Below are 18791 nucleotides of genomic sequence, written 5' to 3' on the forward strand. Positions count from 1 at the left end.
GGGAAAACCAGATGGATTCATTAAGAGATACGATTGCTGTCGTTACCGGCGCATCCCGCGGCGCCGGTCGCGGAATCGCTTACGAACTGGGACGATCCGGAGCAACCGTCTACGTGACGGGTCGCAGTAAGCAGGAAAGCTCCACCGACGGTCGTCCGGAAACGATTGAACAGACGGCCGCCGGTGTCACGGCTCGCGGTGGTTTCGGTATTCCGGTCCGTTGTGACCATACCGATCCAGACGAGATAACTTGCTTGTTCCAACAGATTCAAGACCAGCACGGGCGGATCGACCTGCTCGTCAACAGTGTGTTCGGTGGTTCGGAAGCTTCCCTTCCTGCGGGGCAAGGCAAACGATTTTGGGAACGTCCCCCGGAACACTGGGACGCGATGATGGTCGCCGGCCCGAAAGCCTATTTGCTGACGACGAGGGCGGCTGTTCCGTTGCTTCAGCAAAGTCCAGCAGCATTGATCGTCAATTTGACGTCGTTCACGCCGGATCAAGCCGCCGGCAATTTGTATTATGACTTAGCGATGCAGTCAATCAACCGGATGACATTTGTGATGGGTCAGGAACTTCGAACGTCTCGCGTCGCTTCGATTGCGCTCTGTCCCGGCTTCATGCGGACGGAACGGGTCATCGACGCAGGCTTCAGCAGTGATGCGACTGAAACAACTGCTTATGTCGGACGGGCTGTTGTCGCCCTTGCACAGGATCCGGACATTCTGCAACGGACCGGGCAAGCTTTGTTCGTGTCGGATCTCGCACGTGACTACGGCTTTACGGATCAGGACGGAACGCAACCGGCGACGTTTATAACGTAACTTACGCTTTCCGCTTTGATATTTGAATGGCCATAATAACCGGATAGGCGGTAATCGCTAAAATCCAAATTAGCTTCATCATCAGAGGTTTGCTCCTTTTATATGCGATTTATTTGATTCGCTTACACTTTTAACGATTGAGCTTGTAATCAACAAGAAAAACGGATAGATCAGGAGTGAGCCGATTAAAATAAAGCCGACAATCGGCCCTGGTGCATCCCCTTCATAAGTCACTTGAGATTCCTGTCGTACGGTTTAACCGATAGACGTTGAGAAACGCTTCTAACGGAATAAGTAAGGCGACCGCGTACATGATGCTTATTGCATTGATTTTCAAAAACGTTTTTATAATGCCTTCTCCTCTCTATAACAGATTTTCATAGTATACATACGTGTCTAAACAGAAAAAGAAACACACAAGGAGGAAACGAAGATACTTCATTCAAGCACTCATGACTTAATCTAACAAGCTCTTACAAGTTACGGTCTCGATTTCCACTCATTCGAAATCGAACCCGTCTCTTTAACGACCTACGGCAAACACGGAGATTTACACTACAAAATCCTGGTCGATGAACGACCTTATTCGATTCGTCTGTTACCAAAAAAGCGTTATGTCAATTCTGATTTGTCCCAATCTACACCGGATCTACTTACAAAACAGTTGCGGTATACCGATTATCTGCGGGCAAACGGCATTCCTTTCATGAAGCGCGTGAAACCAACAGATGAGGCTCTTTTTACGACAATCATGGATTCAATCGGACAGGAGTGGACATGTTGTCTGTTCCACTGGATCGACGGACACCACGTGACGGCGAATACAGAACAGACAGCCGCTCGGATGGGTCAGTTAGCCCGTCAGTTACATGATGTTTCGCTGCACGAACAGGAAATTCAGTTTCCGTTTATTGATCATACGGTTACCTATCAGCGTTGGCTCGGCGATTTACAACGGCTCTCGGCTTCTCGAATGCCGGAACCGGTCCAAAATTCATTTCAGGAGTACCTGACTTTGGCACAACAACATCTCGACACCGCAAGACTCCCAAAATCTTCTTCACTTCAACCGGTCATCTCGACTGACTTGAATTCGCTCAACGTCTTATGGGATTCTGATCAACACATCGTTGGAATCGTTGATCACGAACACATCGGTGCAACCGACCGTGTGCAGGATTTGGCCTGGTTGATCAAATGGTATGCCCGGACGGAAGGGATTGACTCGCATGACGTGTCCGGCCGTTTAGCCAAAAGTTTACTGACCCACTATAATTCGCCGACCGTCCTCGTACCGAAAGAGGATCCGCGACTGGCTTCGTTGCTCTGGCTCTCGGGCTGCATGAATCTTCATTTCGTCGAACGGACGAAACAGCTTGCGTTCGATGCAGAAAACAATCCGGTCGGTTATGATCAGTTTCAGCTTCATTTGCAGACATACCGTCTTCGGGGCGAGCGACTGGTCGGTCTGTTAACCTAACAAAAAAACAAGTCACAGGACTTGTTTTTCATAATACGCGGAACGGACTGACGCTGTCGGATGATTTTAAACGATATGTAGCAATTGATTTAAAGTGGCTGTTCAGCGTCTTGACCTGGTACTTGCCTGTTTGCGTAACTAACTCAAGGACATGATAGGTTTTCGTTTTGCTGTCGTACGCGTAGTCGATCAAATCATGATCATTGTTATACAAAAGACGGGCTTGTTTCGTCCGATGATTGATTTCAAAGAAACAGTCCATATTGAAAATCAGTTCGGTTTCCCGTGAGAGCATCTGTGTTTTCTCTACTCCACCTTTTACATACTGGTTCGAAGTCATCGTTTTCGTGCTGCGTTGCTTTTTTGTATCATAAGACAGAATCGTTAATTTATTATCGTTCTTAGGTGAGGTACCGTAAATCTTCAGTTGTGAACCGGCCAGGCGAATGTAATCGGCATAGATTAATTCTTTGATTGTTTCCTGCTGGAGAGGATTCAATGATGTTGTATCAAAGGTATGGAGTTTGATCGAGTCATCGGTTCCTTTCATATGCTCTGCCAGCACATATAATTTGTCACCGGTCACGATCAAATCTTTTCCGAAGCCGCTATAACGTTTCGTCGCACCGATTTTCTTGAAATCCAATGTATATTTCGTCAGTGAAAATTGATTGATTGCCGATAAACTCATCATGTAATAGGCATTTTTATACTTCTTGATTCGCATCGGTGCCGGCTCAATCTGCTTGATGGTCGTCTTACTATTTTTCAAGTTGATGACACGGTTATGATACGAGCTGTACAACAGTCCGTCATGCAGACGATCAGCGCCTTTCAGCGCATAGCGCACCGTTTCGATCTTTTTATTGCCGATATAAGTCTCGAATGTCGTGAGCGGCTGTTCGTAACTTGTTGAAACGACTTGATACGTATCTTTTTGCGCCGCTACAGCGTGATTAAATCCAACAGTCATACTGACAACTGTTGCTGCCATCAGCAGCTTATAGGCTTTTTGCATAAGTTAGACCCCTTCCTGAATTTGTCACAATACCTGAAACGGCATCAAACGGCCGATTGACTGAAACTTATAATCGTCAACCGGTTTAAAGTGGCTGTTCAGCGTCTTGACCCGGTAGTTACTTGTTTCATAATTTCCTTCGAGCACGTGATACATTTTTGTTTTGCTGTCGTACGCATAGTCAATCAGTGCCTGTTTACTGCTGTACAGAACCCGGACCTGTTTCGTCTTTTGATCGACTTCGAGCATGGAATACATATTGAAGACTAAATCTTTTGTCGGTGACAAGGCCTTTGTTTCGTTGACCCACATGACGGGTTGCTTGGACGTCAAAACGATTTTACCCTGTTGCTTTTTCAAGTCATACGACGCAATCGACAGCTCTTCCCCTGCTTCAGTTTTATTGCCGTAAATTTTCAACTCGTTACCGGCATGCCGGAAATGAAAAGCAAAAATCATCGGCTTGATTTTCTCAAGATGGAGAGACGTAAAGTGTTTAGTATCAAACGTATGTATTTCAACCGAATTCGTTTCTGTCTCCATGTTATTGGCGAGGACATACACTTTATCTCCGGTTACGATCATGTCCCGCCCATGACCATCAACTCGTTTCGTCTGGCCGATTTTTTTGAAATCAGACGAATATTTTGTCAGTGAAAATTCATTGAGTGCAGATATAGTTAAGACATAGTAGGCATTTTTATACTTCGTAATCCGCAGTGGCGAGTCGGCGACTTTTTTAAGTGTCGTCTTGCTGTTTTTCAGATTAATCACCTGGTCACCGTAGGAACTGTATAGCAAGCCGTCATGCAGACGGTCAACACTGCCGAGCTTGTAACGAACCGTCTCGACTTTTTTCCCGCCGATTATACTTTCGACTTGCGTCAACGGTTGACTGTAGCTCGTCGAAGCGATTTTGAAGCTGTCCGCCTGAGCAGATGCTGCTTCACTGAAAGCAAATGTACTGCCGGCAACCATGAAACTAATCACTAATTTATTTCTGATGGACATGTCTCTTAACCCTCTCTACGCAAACTGTATTGAGGTTCCAGCAACCGTCACATCGCGACGTCCCCTTTCTCCTCTATATAAATAATACCCATTTAATGTCACTTAGGAAGTCGTGAATCATTAAATGGGTCAATTCGTTTTTCATTAATAAAATTATTTTTTGACGACCGGCCGCATCGGATCAAAGACGGCTTTCGAATCGAAGAACGGGTCCAAGACCTTTGTTTTTTTCGCCAGTGCCTGGTGGAGCCGGATCCCGTCGACATTGATCCGGGCCTGACGGTAATAGTCTTTGCCTAACTGTTTCCAGGCATGCTGCGATGCATCGACGTTATAAAAATAATGGAACCCTTGCTGCGTCAAGTAGCGGTATTTGTCCCCCGTATACCCATGCCAATTCTGAATATCACTGCCGAACGGATAGATTAACTGGCGGGTCGACCCAATCAGTGGTGCGACATCACGGTTGTAGCGGGCCGTATCCGCCTGAATCGTCGCCAGACTGACTTTCCCGATCGCGATGTGACCATACGTATGGCTGGCAAACTGCCATCCGTCCTTCTTCAGAGCGGTCGCCGTCGCTTTCGCCTGTTGACGCGCCTGCTCGACTTTAGTCGATGAACCGTACTGCGCATACGACGACCGGTACCCGAGGACACCGTTGTAGCCGGTGATACCAAGCAATCCTTTTGCGCCGTGGTAAGAGAAGTCCGGATGGCGGTTGACGAACGCATCCACGATCGGCACGAGATCATACGCACCGTCCGGTTTTCCGGTCATAGAATTGGTGATCCGTCCGTTTTTCACTTTCAACGTCGTCGCAAAACCGTCTCCCGTCATATATTCATAGTAGTTGACATCATCCTGCGACAGGACAAGCGGCTTTTTTCCCTTTGGAAAAGGGAGCCCCTTTTCCGTCATCCGTCCGTCTTTCCACGCCGCAAGATCAGTCGGTCGGACGAGGACATAGTTCCGCTGATACAGAGCGGTCAACATCCGTTCGAACTCCCCTTGCGTCACCATATAATCATCGTAGCCCTGCTGTTTCCGGTCCCCGTCAAAGGCGCGTTTCGGTTCGGCGATCAAGGAGTGGAAAAACAGGTGCGGGACGGACGTGCCGGCTTTAATCATACTGAGATCCGCCTGTTTCGCCTCGTATTCCTTCCGCTTTTGTTTGGCTTCCGTCGTTTTTAACCGGTCGACAATCCGGATCGCCCGGGCGTAATCATACTGAGCGGCAATGAAATCAGCTCGCTTTAACTCCTGCCGTATGTAATCCGTGTCTGTCGCCTGTCGCTCGGTCTGTTTTGCTTTCGTTGCCGATACGGCCGACTGTTGATTACATCCACTGACCAACACAATTCCGGCAAGCGTGACTCCGATCCACTTCCTGTTCATATTCATCCCATCCCTTCTTCGATCTGAGGTTTTCTGTCATTATTCTTTATATTCCCGATTATTCAGTTACTTAACGGTTTTCCCGGGGGTATTCCAGTTCGTTATGCCCCCCATCCAAAGCGGAAGTACACAAACCGGCCGGATGGGTGTTTAATAAGGGACGTAATAAAAACACACGGAGGTGCAACACATGATAGAACAAAATGTAATCAATGGAGTATGGTATGACACAGAGGAAACGATTCCGGTCTTCAACCCGGCAACAAAAGAATTGCTCGGACACGTCCCGAGCAGCACGGCAGAAGATGCAGCACGTGCCGTCCAGGCGGCAAGTTCAGCTTTCGTCGACTGGTCACAGCGGACGGCGGACGACCGTGCCGATAAAATCGACGCCTGGTACCGCCTGATTCAACAACATCGTGATGAACTCGCGGAAATCATGACGCTCGAACAAGGGAAACCATTCGTCGAAGCACGCGGCGAAATCGATTACGGAAATCAATATGTCCGCTGGTACGCGGAAGAAGCGCGCCGGATTTACGGCGAAACGATTCCGGCATCCGTTCCCGGAAAACGGCTCTTCGTCGAAAAAGAACCGGTGGGTGTCGTCGCAGCGATTACACCGTGGAACTTCCCGGCGGCGATGATCACACGGAAACTCGCTCCGGCCCTCGCTGCCGGCTGTACTGTTGTTCTCAAACCGTCAGAAGAAACACCGTATACGGCACTCCGTCTTGTCGAACTGGCAATCGAAGCTGGTATTCCGGCTGGTGCAATCAACGTTCTGACGGGTGACGCGGCAACGATCAGCGGTGTCTGGCAAGCCGATTCCCGCGTCCGGAAAATCACGTTCACGGGCTCAACAGCCGTCGGTAAATTGATCATGCGTCAAGCAGCAGATACAATGAAAAAACTGTCGCTTGAACTCGGTGGTCACGCGCCGTTCATCGTCACGGAAAATGCCGATCTCGATAAAGCCGTTCAAGGCGCCATTCGCTCGAAATTCCGCAACGGCGGACAAGCCTGTGTCGCAACAAACCGCTTTTATGTCCAGGCATCGGTCCTTGATGCTTTCACTGAAAAATTCGTCGCCGAAGTCAATCGTCTGAAAGTCGGTAACGGACTCGATGCGGATTCGACGATTGGACCGTTGATCAATGCGAAGGCTGTCGCCAAAATTAAAGCACATATCGACGATGCCGTCGCCAAAGGTGCAACGATTTTAACAGGCGGCACAATTGACGACTCTGTCGGCTATTTCGTCGAACCGACCGTCCTCGGTAATGTCACGGAAGACATGATCTGCATGCAGGAAGAAACATTTGGTCCACTCGCACCGATTTCGGTCTTCGATACGCTTGACGAAGTCATCGAACGCGCGAACAACACACCATACGGTCTTGCGGCCTATGCGTTCTCGGAAAAAATCGACGAAGCTCTCCTGCTCGGTAAAAAACTCGAGTACGGAATCGTCGGTCTCAATGACGGTGCACCATCCGCTGCGCAAGCACCCTTCGGCGGTTATAAAGAAAGTGGACTCGGCCGTGAAGGCGGCGTCTACGGTATCGAAGATTATCTCGAAGTCAAATACTTGTCACTCGGTTAATCACAAAGCAGCCCCTGTCCACTGGACAAGGGCTGTTTTTTCGTTTACTCGACGTACTCATAAAGAACGACACTCTCAATATAATGAATGAAGCGGCGCAATTCTTTTTCTTCCTCGCCCGACAAATCGCCTTCTTTTGACATCGAAGCGATTTCCTGGCGCTGGACTTCGATTGCCCGCAGACAGAGTTCTTCTTTTTGCTGATCGACGTCGGCTTTTCCGCCGACCGGTGACGACCAGCGCGTGTGTTTAAAGCGTAACCGTTTGTAAAATTCAAGTACACTTTGTACGACATCTGCCGGATAGTCGCCGCGGCATCCTTCAAGCCGGGTGATGACCTCTGTCATGACCTGTTCGTACAGCTCATGCTCGACCTGCGTCAAGTAAATCAACTGCTCGGACGACATGTTCGACCGTTTCCGTTTCCAGAGGATTTTCCGGATCGGTTGCATCAGACGAAAACGGGCTTCCTTGTCGATGGCTTCGCGCCGGTTATCGATTGACCGGAAGACTTCTTTTTTCAGCTGATCCGGTGTTTTATGCTCCTGCAGGAACTGCTTTGTAAAATCACGTTCCCACTGGACCGCCTCGAGCCGCAGTTTTTTCAACTGTTGGTTGAAGTGCGTCAATTCTTCCTCACTTTTCTCCTGTGCCCGTAGCAGACGCAGCATGACGTGATATTCATTTAACAAGTCAAAGGCGACGGTCGAGTTTTCTTCCTGGACGACCTGTTTGATTTCCGTGATCGCCCGTTTGACCATCCGCTGTTTGTACGAATTCAAATCGAGTTCCGGTTGGACATCCGCCTCGCCGCGGTTAAGTAACGGCAGAAGAATCGTTGCAAGCACCAGCGTAAAGATGATGACACCGGCCGCGAGGAAAATAATCAATGACCGTTCCGGGAACGCTTCGCCTGATTCCGTCAGAAACGGCAGAGACAGGACCCCGACCATCGTAATCGTACCGCGGACCCCGACCAGTGTCGTGATGATGTCCTGTTTGAATGCCGGCTTTTGATGATCGGCCTTTTTCAGGAAGCGATGGTCGAACCAGTTGAAGAATATCGTCCAAATCAAACGGATCAATAGAATGACACTGCCGATTTCAATGACGTAGAGCATCAGCCGCCAGTTATTGATGGCGTCGTCAGCAAAGATTTCGCGTGTCGCTTCCGGCAACGTCAGACCGAGCAACAGGAAGATGATCCCGTTTAAGATGTAGGCAATCATCGTCCAGATGTTGTCCGTCAATGTCTGTTCCTGAGCGAAAAACGTTTCGGTCCGCTCTTTAATCAACGCGTGCAGGATTCCGCCTGTGACGACGGCGATGACGCCGGATGCATGCAGAATTTCTTCCGCGACGAAAAAGATGATGAACGGTGTCAGGATTTGCAGTAACGCATAAAAGACGACATCTTCAATCCCCGTCCGGCGTAATTTCATCTTCAGCCAGTTCATCGCGATGCTGATCGTAAGACCGACGACGGCTCCGACGACGAACATGTAGACGAATTCCGTCGTCGCCTGCTGGATCGAGAAGTAACCGGTGACGACGGCGGCGACCGCATAACTGAAGGCAACCAGTCCCGAGGCGTCATTGATCAACGACTCACCGCGGACAAGATTTAAGATCTGTTCCGGAATCTGAACGCGTTTCGCGATCCCGTTGACGGCAATCGGATCAGTCGGTGACAGGATGGCCGCGAGCGCAAAGGCGGCCGCGACCGGAATGACCGGTACAAGCCAGTTGATGAAGTAACCGCCGATGACCGTCGTCAACAGGACGAGGACGATGGCATTACCGAAAATGGCGGCACGCATCTTCCACAGTTCATCACGCGGAAAATGTGAACTGTCGTTATAAAGCAATGGAGCGATGAATAATAACAGGAACCATTCCGATTCGACTTCAATCTTCAGCCCGCTGATCAGCAGCGCGGCAATCGTTCCGACGAGGATTTGAATCAACGCGGTCGGAATGAAGCGGATGTAGTGTCCAAGGACTTGAGTCAAGATGATTAAGGCAAGCATTAACAAAATAAGTGATAACGTTTCCATAGAAAACCCCTTCCATACTTTCACTGTTTCTCTGGTTATATCGTAACATAGTTTCTCACTGACTTAGGAACAGAACCCCTTGTCAGTCCTCATATAAGGCGATGACCGCCCGGGCCTGCTCCTGGATCTCTTGACGCAGGAGCAACGGTTCGAGAACCCGCACTTCCCGCCCCAATCCGAATAACTGTCGTCCGAGAAACGGCAGTTCGGCAACCGGCACGAACCACGTCCGCAACGCATTCAGCGGCAAAACCCCTTCAAGTAACCGTTCGCCGAGCGGCGTCAACTCGAGACGGACCGTCACCTGTTCTCCCGCCTGCCCGAGCTGCTCCGCCTCCTCAAACGTCATTCGCTGTGACGGAACCGTCGTCTCGGTCACCTGCTCCATCCGGTCGACCCGGTACTGTCGTAATCCGCGGTCTGTCTGCGCGAGCATATACCAGCGGCTCCGTTCAAACGTCAGACCAATCGGATCAATCCGAATCGTCCGGCGGCCGCTTGTCGTCCGGTAAATCAGCTCACCCTGCACTTCCGTTTCCATCAGCCGCAACAAGTCGCGCGTCAACGGAGACGCCGGTGTATCCGGTTTGGCAAAACGGACGCGTCCTTTGAGCCGGTCGAGCTTCAGTTCGAGATCCGCCGGCAGTTCGTGCAAATACCACTCGGCGAGATTGCCGCGTAACGTACCGAACGGCAAATCCGGCACCTGGCCGACCCAGTCGAGCATCAAAAACAGTGTGATGGCTTCCTGTTCCCGCAAAGCAAGCGGCGGCAACAGACGGTTTGGTAAGACCCGGTAGCCGCCAGCCGGTCCGCGTTCGCTGTAAAACGGATAGCCGTTTGCTTCGAGCTCCAACAAATCGCGCTGGATCGTCCGTAAGGAAACGCCGCATGCTTCCGCCAGTTCCCGCGCCGTCAGCAGTTGTTGCCGGTTCAACAGACGCATCAGTTTCAGCTGTCGGGTTTTCATGATAAAAAACCTCCTTTAATTATGACATCTTTTGTCATGATTATACCGTAGACTAAAAACAGAACGAACCAAAGGAGGAAAAAAAGATGACACAAACCGTTTTATATATCGCCTGCAGCTTAGACGGTAAAATCGCCCGTTTGGACGATTCACTCGATTGGTTGTTCGCTGTTGAAGGAGACGGTGATAACGGCTACGCGACGTTCATGCAGGACGTCGGTGCCGTCATCATGGGGCGGAAAACGTTTGACGAAGTAATGATTCTCAGTAACGACTACCCTTACTCCGCCATCGACAACTATGTCCTGACCCGGCAACCGGACAAACAGTCGGACCATGCCACGTTTACGAATGAGCCGCTCGATGTCTTGCTTGACCGGATTGGTCCGACGGTTGACGGCAAGATTTGGCTGATTGGCGGCGGCGAACTGATTCAGGAAGCGTTACGGTTGAAACGAATTAATCAGATGGAACTGGCGATTGCCCCTGTCGTCCTCGGCAGCGGCATCCCGCTGTTTCCGGAAGGAACGCTCGAAACCCGGTTCCATCTGACCGGTTGCCGTCCGTCCGGACAGTTCATCATGGCCACGTATGACGTCTTAAAAGGATGACACCTCAAAAATACGCTGACCGGGCTTGAAGCCGGTCAGCGTATTTTCGAATCAGGATTTTGGTTTCGTTTTTTTCGGTTTTGGTTCCGTCCACTTGAATATTCCGTTCATAAAGTTGAAAATCCGTCTTGATTCCTTTGTCATCAGCGGTCCGAGAATCGCGAGAATCAGGACATAGAGTGCCGAGAACGGGGACAGGATCTCCATCAAACCGCCGGCGATGCCGAGGTTCGCGACGATGATTGAAAACTCACCGCGCGAGACGATTGTCAGCCCGATATTCGAGGACGCTTTGTGCGACAGTCCGGCCCGGCGTCCGGCAATCATGCCGGCGACATAGTTTCCGACAATCGTGATGACGACGGCACCGAGGGCAAGCCAGACGGCGTCAAGCAACATCGTCGGATCGATGCTCAGTCCGAAGCTGAAGAAGAAGATGGCACCGAAGAAATCACGGAACGGCACGACGAGGTGTTCGATCCGTTCGCCTTGATCCGTTTCCGAAAAGACGAGTCCGAGCAGTAAGGCCCCGATGGCTTCCGCGACATGAATCGTTTCCGAGAACCCGGCGACGAAGAACAGGGCGGCAAAGACGACGATGATGAAGACTTCATCCGACGCAATCTTCAGCATCCGGTTGAGGAGCGGTGTTGCCTTCCGAGCTATGATGAAGAACAGCAGCATGTAACCGAGAGCGATTAAAATCGATGTGACCGAAGACAGTAACGTCGTTCCGTCGCCAAGCAGGAGTCCCGATAAGACGGACAGGTAGACGGCGAGGAAAATGTCTTCGAACATGATGATCCCGAGAATTAACTCGGTTTCCGTATTCCCGGTCCGTCGCAGATCGACGAGGACTTTCGCAACGATTGCGCTCGACGAAATCGTGATGATTCCGGCGATGATCAGCACTTCATATAACGGGAAGCCGGCGATGAATCCGTACAATAATCCACCGGTGAAGTTAATCGATAAATAAATTGTTCCACTCGTAACGATCGATTTACCCGACCGGATTAATTTCCCGATTGAGAACTCCAGTCCCAGATAAAACAGGAGGAACAGGACACCGATGCGTCCGAGGAAGCTGATAAACTCAGCACTTTCAATGAACTTGAAGTCTAGTATCCCGATTGTCGGAGCGTGCGGTCCGACGATCATTCCAAGGATGATTAAAAACGGAATGATCGAAAAATTCAATTTGTTCGCAAGCAAAGCTGCGATCGCCACTAAGATAAGCGCGGTACCGACTTCAAATATTAAATGATCCATCTATCATCCGCCTCCTTCGATTGAGAAGAGTGCTTTCGTGATGTGGCGGACATTTTGACGCTCTCCCGACAGGACAATCGTGTCTCCGGCTTCAAGACGTGTCTCCGGCCCCGGATTCAATGATTTTGATTTATCATGTTTGAGAACGGCAATAATCGAGATATCATACTCGTTTCGTACGTCGAGTTCGCCGATCGTCCGGTTGTTGACGGATGAATCCTCACCAATCTTAAACCATTCAATGACGAGATCATCAAACGCCAATTCGATTTTTTCAAGGTCCTTCGGTTTATACGCCAGGCCGCCTAAAATACCTGCCATCTGTCTTGCCTCCGCGTCGTTGAATGTCACACTCGAGATACTCTCATCAAAATCGTCATCGTCATAGTGGTGCATTTCCCGGCGTCCGTCATCGTGGACAATCACGACCACCTTGTCTCCTCTTGTCGTAATTCCTTCGAACTTCCGGCCAATTCCCGGTAAATCTACTTCACGCATATCCATGTTGATAGTTCCTCCTTTTAGTTGGTCAATCTGATAATTTTACAGGTGATGATGTGCTTTTTGGATGAGTGATTTGAATTTCTCGTCACTCAAAATATCTTGAAGGTCATGCAGCTGTTGTAAATCCGCTTTCGCCATGATGACAAACCCGTCTTCCTCGATGAAGGCAACGCGATCTCCTTCCTCTACTTGTAACGCCTGTCTGATTTTTTTCGGGATCGTGATTTGCCCTTTGGACGTCAACTTGGATAGCTCCATTCCGAACTTCCTTCTTTCTTTGTCTGATTTTCCTTACTTCCTTACTTTTCTTATTCCCAGTGTAACATACGTTCAAACCAATTCCGAGTACTTTGCTTTGAATTGATAAAAAAAGATTTTTTCTCATCCTTCAGGCGGGTAATTTGCGGACAAAGATGGACTATACTGAAGGAAAGAAAGGAGGAACGGATGATGAAAAAATGGCATCTTGTCTATTTGCAACTTGTCTGCAGCGGGTTGTTGATCAGTCTGTTCGGATTGGCCGGAGTCGCCATTTCCCTGCTGATTAAAAGAGCACAAAGGGGATTCTCACTGGAGGTTTTACTTGATAAACCGGGTTATTTCATCTTAATGGCGGGACTGCTCGCATTAATTCCGAGTCTGCTAATCCTGGTGCATGTCTTAAAAATTCTCCGGTCGCTTAAGAGAAATATGACTGAAACAAATGTCCTCTCTTCTTCCTTCGGCACAATTAAAATCTGTTTTGCCCTTATCAGTTGTGTCGCGGTCGGTCTGTTTCCGGTCATGTTCATCGTCGCCGATCGAGATGATGCACCGGGTCTGATCCTATTTGCTTTTATACTGATTTTGATTCCCTTTACGTTGAGTGTGATCAGTTCGCTTCTGCAGTCACTACTTCAGAAACCAGATTGACGTTCTGAACAAGTATTCGATTTTTTTGGTACAGCACATCATGTATACTTCCTGTATATTTTTAGAAAAATATGTATTTGTAAAGTAGGTGAACCATTGTTACTCGTGCCTCAACACTCTTTGTATCATTTGAAACTTAATCGTTTAGAGATTTTTTTGTACTACTTAATGTCTACTTCATCGATATTATACGCGATAATATATTTAAACCGAACAAAACATATTTAAATCAAAGAAAAAGAAGAACTCTATTTTGAGATTCTTCTTTTGAAAAATAAACTTATTATTTAAATTTTAATTTTAATAATATACTATGTTTTCTCCTGATATTAATTGTTTCGGAATTTCTACAGCACTACCTAATGGATGATTTGAAAAAATCAATCTAATATTTCTAACAGCTGTATATGTTTCGATTACTAAATCACGTTGCTTTTCATATAGAGTAGTATCATATTTGTTATTAGTTAATTCATGTGCAGGAACTTGTCTTATTTTTCGAATGTTTTTCAAAGGTTGAATAATATCTAAGTTAAGGTTATTTGAAGTTCTTATATTTTTTGACAACCATTCTTGAAACATAACTAAGCTTCCTTTAGGATTTCCATTTTCATCTTTTCTCTCAATTTTTTTTATTAAAAATTCATCTTTTTGGAATGTTTTAACAGAAATATTATGAACAAACATCTTTTCCATCACTAATACAAAGTCATAATAATTTTTCATAGTTGGTAAAAGAATATTTCTGTAACCTTCAGGCATATCAAAATAATGAGTTCCAAATGTTTTTGAAAACAATGAAGGTATTCCCATTGCTTTACATTGCTCATTAACAATTATCATTTCATCTATTAACGCATGAAATATCCAATATTTTGTAACCCACTCTCCATGAAGCAAGTTTTTTATAAATCCTTCTTCAATAGTATATAACTTTTGATTTTCAAGTTCATATGCATTCCATAACATCTGAATTTTTGGAGGTAAGTTTGATAAATCTATTAAGAATACTCCCATTGATCTTATCAATGGTTCATCCTTCACATATGCCATGCCGTAGTCTTTTATATACTCATTTTCAGCATATTCGTTGTAAAAGTCATGATTAATTTCTATCGTACCTCTATAGCCACTATCATACACAATATATTTAGGATTATTAATATATCTTTCTAATATTTCTATATCAAAATATATGATGTCAAATTGTCCTCTTCCCGACTGCATCAATACTGTGTAAGGACTTTTATAATCTACTTCAATTTCCTTTAGCGCAGTTTCAGTTGGATAAAGACATGCATGCGTTTTTTTATCAGAAATATATTTTTTTTGTACTTCTATAGATATATTTAAATTAAATCCTCGAATATGAGGATTTAATACTTCATTCTCTGATATTACTTCTATCATCCCTCTATCTATTAGTTCAAATAATTCTTTTTCGTTATAATGACTCATTTTTAAAATAGGTAATCCATTAAAATCCTCAGAATTCAGGTAATAATCAATTATCTCAGTTAGAGCAATATAATCGTTCATTTCTAGTGCCTCTTTCCGTTTAATTTTTTTGAATAAGTTGTATACATTATTCTCATTTCAAAATAATTTTTTCTGAAATTATAAATAATAATAAACGTATGTAAAATATCTGTTACTGCGTGATTATATACTCATCCCGTAACATCGCATACATCTTGACATCATGAAATGCTCCTTTGATGAAGATTAACCGGCGTAACGTTCCTTCGTACGTCATCCCGACTTTTTCCATCACCCGGGCTGAACCGATATTCGGCTCCATGCACCGCGCCTGGATCCGCTCGAGCATCAGTTCTTCAAAACCATACGCCATGACCCGTTCGACGGCTTCCGTGACAATCCCTTTGCCCCAAAACTGACGCGATAACGCATACCCGAGTTCCGTTTGTTTATTGTCGTCGAGCAACAGGTGGATGAAATCAATCGTTCCGATCATCTTGCCGGTTTCCTTCCAGATGATTGCCCACGGTGCTTCTTTCCCCTGTTCGTAGTTCGACAGGACATAGTTCAAAAACTGTTCTGCCTGTTCGACCGTCTGATTGGCATTCCATGTCACGTAACGGGCGGTTTCCTCGTCCTGCGTGTATTCGAATAAATCGTTAAGATCGCTTGCTTGAAGCGGTCGCAGCACCAATCGTTTGGTCTCAAGGACCGGTAAGTGCTGATAAAATTCCGTTTCCGTCATGTTCGTTCCCCCGTTCTTTTTTTACATTATATAGAAAAAATAACAGGAATGCGATACAGTGGAGACAGAATCTTAAGGAGGTGTTGGATGATGTCACGAGAATGCACATCCTGCCAAATTGACATGGTTGAAAATTGCGATGTCCATGTCAAAGGAGCTCTATACGGTATAAAAATCAAAAAGCCCGGGCTCCTGTTCAGTAAAGCGTCTGCCGAAGCCAAAGCCGCTGTCTGCCCTCAATGCGGTCGTGTCGAACTGTATGTTGAAAATCCCAAAGATTTTCTTAAGGCGTAAAAAGGAGGTTAAGTATGTCTATCAGATCACGATCCGTCAGTCTAATCACACTGATTTCGTTCGTATTGCTGCTGTTATGGACGACCGAAATCATTTCTCCAATCCTGTTCGTTATGGGCTTTGCTCCGCTTGCCCTTGCGATGCTCGGAATCGGTATAGTTGAACTCAGAGAGGTGCTTCGATCATGATTCCCTCGCTTTTTCAAGCTGTCCCGATGACCGTTGATCAGGCAACTGCCATTCTGAAGTGGACCTATCCGCCGCCGTACGATTTTTACAACATGGAAACGTCGGAGGAGGCATATGCTGAACTGCTTGACGGTTCCTATCAGGCCGTCATCGCTCACAAACAACTCGTCGGCTTCTTTTGTACGGGCCGTTCTGCGCAAGTCCCACCTGGTCGCCCGCTTCATTTGTACCCAGATGACCATTTGGATATCGGACTCGGCCGGCAGCCCGAACTGACCGGACAAGGGACAGGATTTGCGTTTTGTTCGTTTGTCCTTGATACGGTCAAAGCGAAATCGGCGTTACCGCTCCGTTTAACGGTCGCTTCGTTTAATGAACGGGCGATTCACCTGTATGAACAGCTCGGATTTCAACGCCACGCCGCGTTTTCGACGACGCATGCCACGTTTCTCATCATGACGCAATCTCATACATAAAACACCATTCCGACGTGATGCCGGAACAGCGTTTTTTCTGTTACTGCTGTCGTTTGTTTTTGACCGTTTCCACCGTTTGAAAGACATTCGAATACATGGCGGTAATATGTCTCTTCGTTTTAACATCGTTGTATAACCCGTATGTCCAAAACAAAGTCGTTTTCCCGTTTAAGTAACCGGCTGCATAATCGGTCGTCTCTCCCGCCGCTTCCTTGTACGAAATCCAGTCCGCGATAAACGGCACATGCCCCTTATTCGATCCGATGAAAAACGTCGGAATTCGCATTTTCAGGTAGGTGTCGGCATACTCGCCTTGATCCGCTTCCAGTAACTTGTTCGGCATGATCATGACCGCGTCGAAAGCAGAAGCGACCTGCTTACGATTTTTTAATTCAGCGAATGAAATTTCCTTTAAATGGACGTTGTCTTCCCGAACTTCCGGTGCTTTCCCGATATAGGCAATGTGTAAATATTCGCCAGTATACCGAGGGAAGTCGGGCTCTTTCGGTTGTCCGGTTCCACATCCGCCAAGCATCAGCGCCATCGTGACCGAACAAAAAACTCGTTTTTTCATAACGGCACTCCTTTTAAATGAATATGTGCAGATAGTCGTCAAAAATCCTCGTCATAACCTTCGGTGTATTGGCGATGTAGACGTTGATCTGTTCCTGATTCGACTGAAGCGGATCAAGATCCGTCTCGTCCGTCGGAACATCTGAGATGCCTTTAATGATGATGCATTCGACGTCATTTTTCCGGCAGATATAGGCAATCGCCGCTGCTTCCGTATCGGCAATCGTGATATCGTTCGCCTGCAGTTCGAGATAATCGTTCCACATGACGACGGCACGATCGGCCGTCCCGATCGTGCCGTTACCTTTCATGCCGTATTTCAGTACATCGATTTCAACGATAAACGACGGCTTAAGCAACGGTTCGATTTCCTTGACCGTACAGTCATATTGAACGGCACGGTCCGGAGTGAGGATGTCGAGGATGTCAAACCGTTCGTCGATTCCGGCACATGTTCCGATGACAAGCACTTTTTGAAGCGGAAAACGCGCCAGCATATACTGATTTGCACCGACCCCGTTCACTTTACGGATACCGGTACTGTAAAAGACGACCGGCGTCCCGTTGATCTTCCGGAAAAAATATTCTCCGTACGGATACGTCGTTCGTTCCGTTTCTTTTACGTCAAAGTATTCTAACGCTGCTTCGAATTCCCAAACGGTGGCGATACTGACGCCGATTTCAATGCGCTTTAAATCAGGGATTAATCCCATTTTTCTTCTTCGTCGATCCAGACATTCCGTTTTAAATCAAGTGTCTGTCCTTCATCGTGAACACCGAAGTAACACGGCAACTCTACAGTGGCACCGCCGGCTTGCTCAAAGCAGGTCCGGAACCATTCACCGATCAGGCGCTGTTCCTCTTCAATCAGCGTTTCCTCATGTTCTTCATAAAAAGCATCAAACGCCTCAGACTGATTGTCCGGTACAACCGCATAGACGATTTCATCGAGTACCGATTTACTGCCGGCAAAACCCGGTGTTCCCTCTTCTTCAAATACTTCGTTGGCGTCTCGGTCCATCGAAAAGAGCGTAATCGATACCTCATGGCTCAACGGCTCGATGAAGGCCGCGAAATCGAGCAGCTCGACATCCGCTGCAAAAGTCGATGCCGTGAGGGTCTTTAACTGGTTGACCAACGACTCTGTGTGTGGCGCAAGATTCTCTTGGATGGAAGCCAAGTATTCATTAACTGTAAACATATGTATAACCTCCGTCATCTTTTTTTGACCATCCTGTATTTAGGATTCTTTTAAATTATCCCATACAAAAAATGGATGTTCCTTTCTTCATCATCCCGTCTTTCCCTTGTTCAAGCAAGTCTTTTTTGAATGTAAAAAACAACCTCCACCCGTATTCAGGTGGAGGTCTGCC

General features: G+C 47.1%; 21 protein-coding genes. 8 read left to right on the forward strand and 13 right to left on the reverse strand.

Translation table 11 applies throughout. From position 1 onward, the window contains the following. The first annotated feature begins 11 nt into the window (after nt 1-11). Both N7U64_RS04305 and N7U64_RS04310 read left to right on the forward strand, forming a co-directional pair. The gene (locus N7U64_RS04305) at nt 12-824 is read left to right on the forward strand and encodes an SDR family NAD(P)-dependent oxidoreductase (protein ID WP_318928635.1); all 813 of its coding nucleotides are present in this window, start codon (nt 12-14) and stop codon (nt 822-824) included. A 628-nt stretch (nt 825-1452) separates the two neighbouring features. Next, entirely contained in the window at nt 1453-2304 is an 852-nt protein-coding gene (locus N7U64_RS04310; protein ID WP_318928636.1) for an aminoglycoside phosphotransferase family protein, read from the forward strand. A 28-nt stretch (nt 2305-2332) separates the two neighbouring features. Here the strand turns inward: N7U64_RS04310 and N7U64_RS04315 are convergent, their stop codons facing one another. The 3 genes from N7U64_RS04315 to N7U64_RS04325 form a co-directional block, all read right to left on the reverse strand. Beyond that, entirely contained in the window at nt 2333-3322 is a 990-nt protein-coding gene (locus N7U64_RS04315) for a hypothetical protein (RefSeq protein ID WP_318928637.1), read from the reverse strand. Nucleotides 3323-3346: 24 nt separating this feature from the next. Continuing rightward, nucleotides 3347-4333, reverse strand: a complete 987-nt coding sequence (locus tag N7U64_RS04320; protein ID WP_318928638.1) for a hypothetical protein — start codon at nt 4331-4333, stop codon at nt 3347-3349. Nucleotides 4334-4486: 153 nt separating this feature from the next. After that, the gene (locus N7U64_RS04325; protein WP_318928639.1) at nt 4487-5731 is read right to left on the reverse strand and encodes a polysaccharide deacetylase family protein; all 1245 of its coding nucleotides are present in this window, start codon (nt 5729-5731) and stop codon (nt 4487-4489) included. A 190-nt stretch (nt 5732-5921) separates the two neighbouring features. Between N7U64_RS04325 and N7U64_RS04330 the strand changes: the two genes are divergently transcribed. Further along, entirely contained in the window at nt 5922-7337 is a 1416-nt protein-coding gene (locus N7U64_RS04330; RefSeq protein WP_318928640.1) for an NAD-dependent succinate-semialdehyde dehydrogenase, read from the forward strand. Between the two features lie 44 nt (nt 7338-7381). Here N7U64_RS04330 and N7U64_RS04335 read toward each other — a convergent pair whose 3' ends face one another. Beyond that, nucleotides 7382-9394, reverse strand: a complete 2013-nt coding sequence (locus N7U64_RS04335) for a Na+/H+ antiporter (protein ID WP_318928641.1) — start codon at nt 9392-9394, stop codon at nt 7382-7384. Between the two features lie 82 nt (nt 9395-9476). Beyond that, nucleotides 9477-10364: a helix-turn-helix transcriptional regulator gene (locus N7U64_RS04340; protein WP_318928642.1), complete on the reverse strand. Its 888-nt coding sequence runs from the start codon at nt 10362-10364 to the stop codon at nt 9477-9479. Nucleotides 10365-10450: 86 nt separating this feature from the next. On the opposite strand from N7U64_RS04340, the gene N7U64_RS04345 reads away from it, so the two are divergent. Continuing rightward, entirely contained in the window at nt 10451-10975 is a 525-nt protein-coding gene (locus N7U64_RS04345; protein ID WP_318928643.1) for a dihydrofolate reductase family protein, read from the forward strand. A 51-nt stretch (nt 10976-11026) separates the two neighbouring features. Here N7U64_RS04345 and N7U64_RS04350 read toward each other — a convergent pair whose 3' ends face one another. Genes N7U64_RS04350 through N7U64_RS04360 form a run of 3 tightly spaced genes read right to left on the reverse strand, consistent with a single transcriptional unit; the run spans nt 11027 to nt 13009 of the window. Continuing rightward, nucleotides 11027-12247: a cation:proton antiporter gene (locus N7U64_RS04350; protein ID WP_131972773.1), complete on the reverse strand. Its 1221-nt coding sequence runs from the start codon at nt 12245-12247 to the stop codon at nt 11027-11029. A gap of 3 nt (nt 12248-12250) precedes the next feature. Then, nucleotides 12251-12751: a cation:proton antiporter regulatory subunit gene (locus N7U64_RS04355; protein WP_131972774.1), complete on the reverse strand. Its 501-nt coding sequence runs from the start codon at nt 12749-12751 to the stop codon at nt 12251-12253. 39 nt (nt 12752-12790) lie between these two features. Then, on the reverse strand, nt 12791-13009 hold the full coding sequence (locus N7U64_RS04360; RefSeq protein ID WP_012370339.1) for an AbrB/MazE/SpoVT family DNA-binding domain-containing protein: 219 nt from the start codon (nt 13007-13009) through the stop codon (nt 12791-12793). Nucleotides 13010-13201: 192 nt separating this feature from the next. Here N7U64_RS04360 and N7U64_RS04365 point away from each other — a divergent pair, with 192 nt between their 5' ends. Next, nucleotides 13202-13663: a DUF2975 domain-containing protein gene (locus tag N7U64_RS04365; RefSeq protein ID WP_318928644.1), complete on the forward strand. Its 462-nt coding sequence runs from the start codon at nt 13202-13204 to the stop codon at nt 13661-13663. 300 nt (nt 13664-13963) lie between these two features. Here N7U64_RS04365 and N7U64_RS04370 read toward each other — a convergent pair whose 3' ends face one another. Then, on the reverse strand, nt 13964-15202 hold the full coding sequence (locus tag N7U64_RS04370; RefSeq protein WP_318928645.1) for a hypothetical protein: 1239 nt from the start codon (nt 15200-15202) through the stop codon (nt 13964-13966). 112 nt (nt 15203-15314) lie between these two features. Continuing rightward, the gene (locus N7U64_RS04375) at nt 15315-15887 is read right to left on the reverse strand and encodes a GNAT family protein (RefSeq protein ID WP_318928646.1); all 573 of its coding nucleotides are present in this window, start codon (nt 15885-15887) and stop codon (nt 15315-15317) included. A gap of 87 nt (nt 15888-15974) precedes the next feature. Here N7U64_RS04375 and N7U64_RS04380 point away from each other — a divergent pair, with 87 nt between their 5' ends. The 3 genes from N7U64_RS04380 to N7U64_RS04390 are packed head-to-tail and all read left to right on the forward strand — an operon-like array spanning nt 15975 to nt 16845. Further along, the gene (locus N7U64_RS04380) at nt 15975-16181 is read left to right on the forward strand and encodes a nucleic acid-binding protein (RefSeq protein ID WP_318928647.1); all 207 of its coding nucleotides are present in this window, start codon (nt 15975-15977) and stop codon (nt 16179-16181) included. A gap of 14 nt (nt 16182-16195) precedes the next feature. Next, the gene (locus N7U64_RS04385; protein WP_318928648.1) at nt 16196-16369 is read left to right on the forward strand and encodes a hypothetical protein; all 174 of its coding nucleotides are present in this window, start codon (nt 16196-16198) and stop codon (nt 16367-16369) included. After that, nucleotides 16366-16845: a GNAT family N-acetyltransferase gene (locus N7U64_RS04390; RefSeq protein WP_318928649.1), complete on the forward strand. Its 480-nt coding sequence runs from the start codon at nt 16366-16368 to the stop codon at nt 16843-16845. The genes N7U64_RS04385 and N7U64_RS04390 overlap by 4 nt, the downstream gene beginning before the upstream one ends. Nucleotides 16846-16885: 40 nt before the next feature. Here N7U64_RS04390 and N7U64_RS04395 read toward each other — a convergent pair whose 3' ends face one another. The 3 genes from N7U64_RS04395 to N7U64_RS04405 are packed head-to-tail and all read right to left on the reverse strand — an operon-like array spanning nt 16886 to nt 18619. Continuing rightward, nucleotides 16886-17419: a hypothetical protein gene (locus N7U64_RS04395; RefSeq protein ID WP_318928650.1), complete on the reverse strand. Its 534-nt coding sequence runs from the start codon at nt 17417-17419 to the stop codon at nt 16886-16888. A gap of 13 nt (nt 17420-17432) precedes the next feature. After that, nucleotides 17433-18131 carry a permease gene (locus tag N7U64_RS04400; RefSeq protein ID WP_318928651.1) on the reverse strand — a complete coding sequence of 233 codons (699 nt, stop codon included), beginning with the start codon at nt 18129-18131 and terminating at the stop codon, nt 17433-17435. Beyond that, nucleotides 18122-18619, reverse strand: a complete 498-nt coding sequence (locus N7U64_RS04405; protein WP_318928652.1) for a hypothetical protein — start codon at nt 18617-18619, stop codon at nt 18122-18124. The genes N7U64_RS04400 and N7U64_RS04405 overlap by 10 nt, the downstream gene beginning before the upstream one ends. Nucleotides 18620-18791 lie beyond the last annotated feature (172 nt).

This window comes from Exiguobacterium sp. K1, from assembly GCF_033721435.1.
In the GTDB taxonomy this organism is placed as follows: Bacteria; Bacillota; Bacilli; order Exiguobacteriales; family Exiguobacteriaceae; genus Exiguobacterium_A; species Exiguobacterium_A artemiae.

Coding starts and splice junctions, on each gene's coding strand:
- N7U64_RS04380 (WP_318928647.1), top strand. CDS start 15,975: ATGATGTCACGAGAATGCACATCCTGCCAAATTGACATGGTTGAAAAT.
- N7U64_RS04405 (WP_318928652.1), bottom strand. CDS start 18,619: ATGTTTACAGTTAATGAATACTTGGCTTCCATCCAAGAGAATCTTGCG.
- N7U64_RS04360 (WP_012370339.1), bottom strand. CDS start 13,009: ATGGAGCTATCCAAGTTGACGTCCAAAGGGCAAATCACGATCCCGAAA.
- N7U64_RS04325 (WP_318928639.1), bottom strand. CDS start 5,731: ATGAACAGGAAGTGGATCGGAGTCACGCTTGCCGGAATTGTGTTGGTC.
- N7U64_RS04320 (WP_318928638.1), bottom strand. CDS start 4,333: ATGTCCATCAGAAATAAATTAGTGATTAGTTTCATGGTTGCCGGCAGT.
- N7U64_RS04340 (WP_318928642.1), bottom strand. CDS start 10,364: ATGAAAACCCGACAGCTGAAACTGATGCGTCTGTTGAACCGGCAACAA.
- N7U64_RS04390 (WP_318928649.1), top strand. CDS start 16,366: ATGATTCCCTCGCTTTTTCAAGCTGTCCCGATGACCGTTGATCAGGCA.
- N7U64_RS04330 (WP_318928640.1), top strand. CDS start 5,922: ATGATAGAACAAAATGTAATCAATGGAGTATGGTATGACACAGAGGAA.
- N7U64_RS04365 (WP_318928644.1), top strand. CDS start 13,202: ATGAAAAAATGGCATCTTGTCTATTTGCAACTTGTCTGCAGCGGGTTG.
- N7U64_RS04355 (WP_131972774.1), bottom strand. CDS start 12,751: ATGGATATGCGTGAAGTAGATTTACCGGGAATTGGCCGGAAGTTCGAA.
- N7U64_RS04350 (WP_131972773.1), bottom strand. CDS start 12,247: ATGGATCATTTAATATTTGAAGTCGGTACCGCGCTTATCTTAGTGGCG.
- N7U64_RS04395 (WP_318928650.1), bottom strand. CDS start 17,419: ATGAAAAAACGAGTTTTTTGTTCGGTCACGATGGCGCTGATGCTTGGC.
- N7U64_RS04345 (WP_318928643.1), top strand. CDS start 10,451: ATGACACAAACCGTTTTATATATCGCCTGCAGCTTAGACGGTAAAATC.
- N7U64_RS04315 (WP_318928637.1), bottom strand. CDS start 3,322: ATGCAAAAAGCCTATAAGCTGCTGATGGCAGCAACAGTTGTCAGTATG.
- N7U64_RS04385 (WP_318928648.1), top strand. CDS start 16,196: ATGTCTATCAGATCACGATCCGTCAGTCTAATCACACTGATTTCGTTC.
- N7U64_RS04400 (WP_318928651.1), bottom strand. CDS start 18,131: ATGGGATTAATCCCTGATTTAAAGCGCATTGAAATCGGCGTCAGTATC.
- N7U64_RS04370 (WP_318928645.1), bottom strand. CDS start 15,202: ATGAACGATTATATTGCTCTAACTGAGATAATTGATTATTACCTGAAT.
- N7U64_RS04335 (WP_318928641.1), bottom strand. CDS start 9,394: ATGGAAACGTTATCACTTATTTTGTTAATGCTTGCCTTAATCATCTTG.
- N7U64_RS04305 (WP_318928635.1), top strand. CDS start 12: ATGGATTCATTAAGAGATACGATTGCTGTCGTTACCGGCGCATCCCGC.
- N7U64_RS04375 (WP_318928646.1), bottom strand. CDS start 15,887: ATGACGGAAACGGAATTTTATCAGCACTTACCGGTCCTTGAGACCAAA.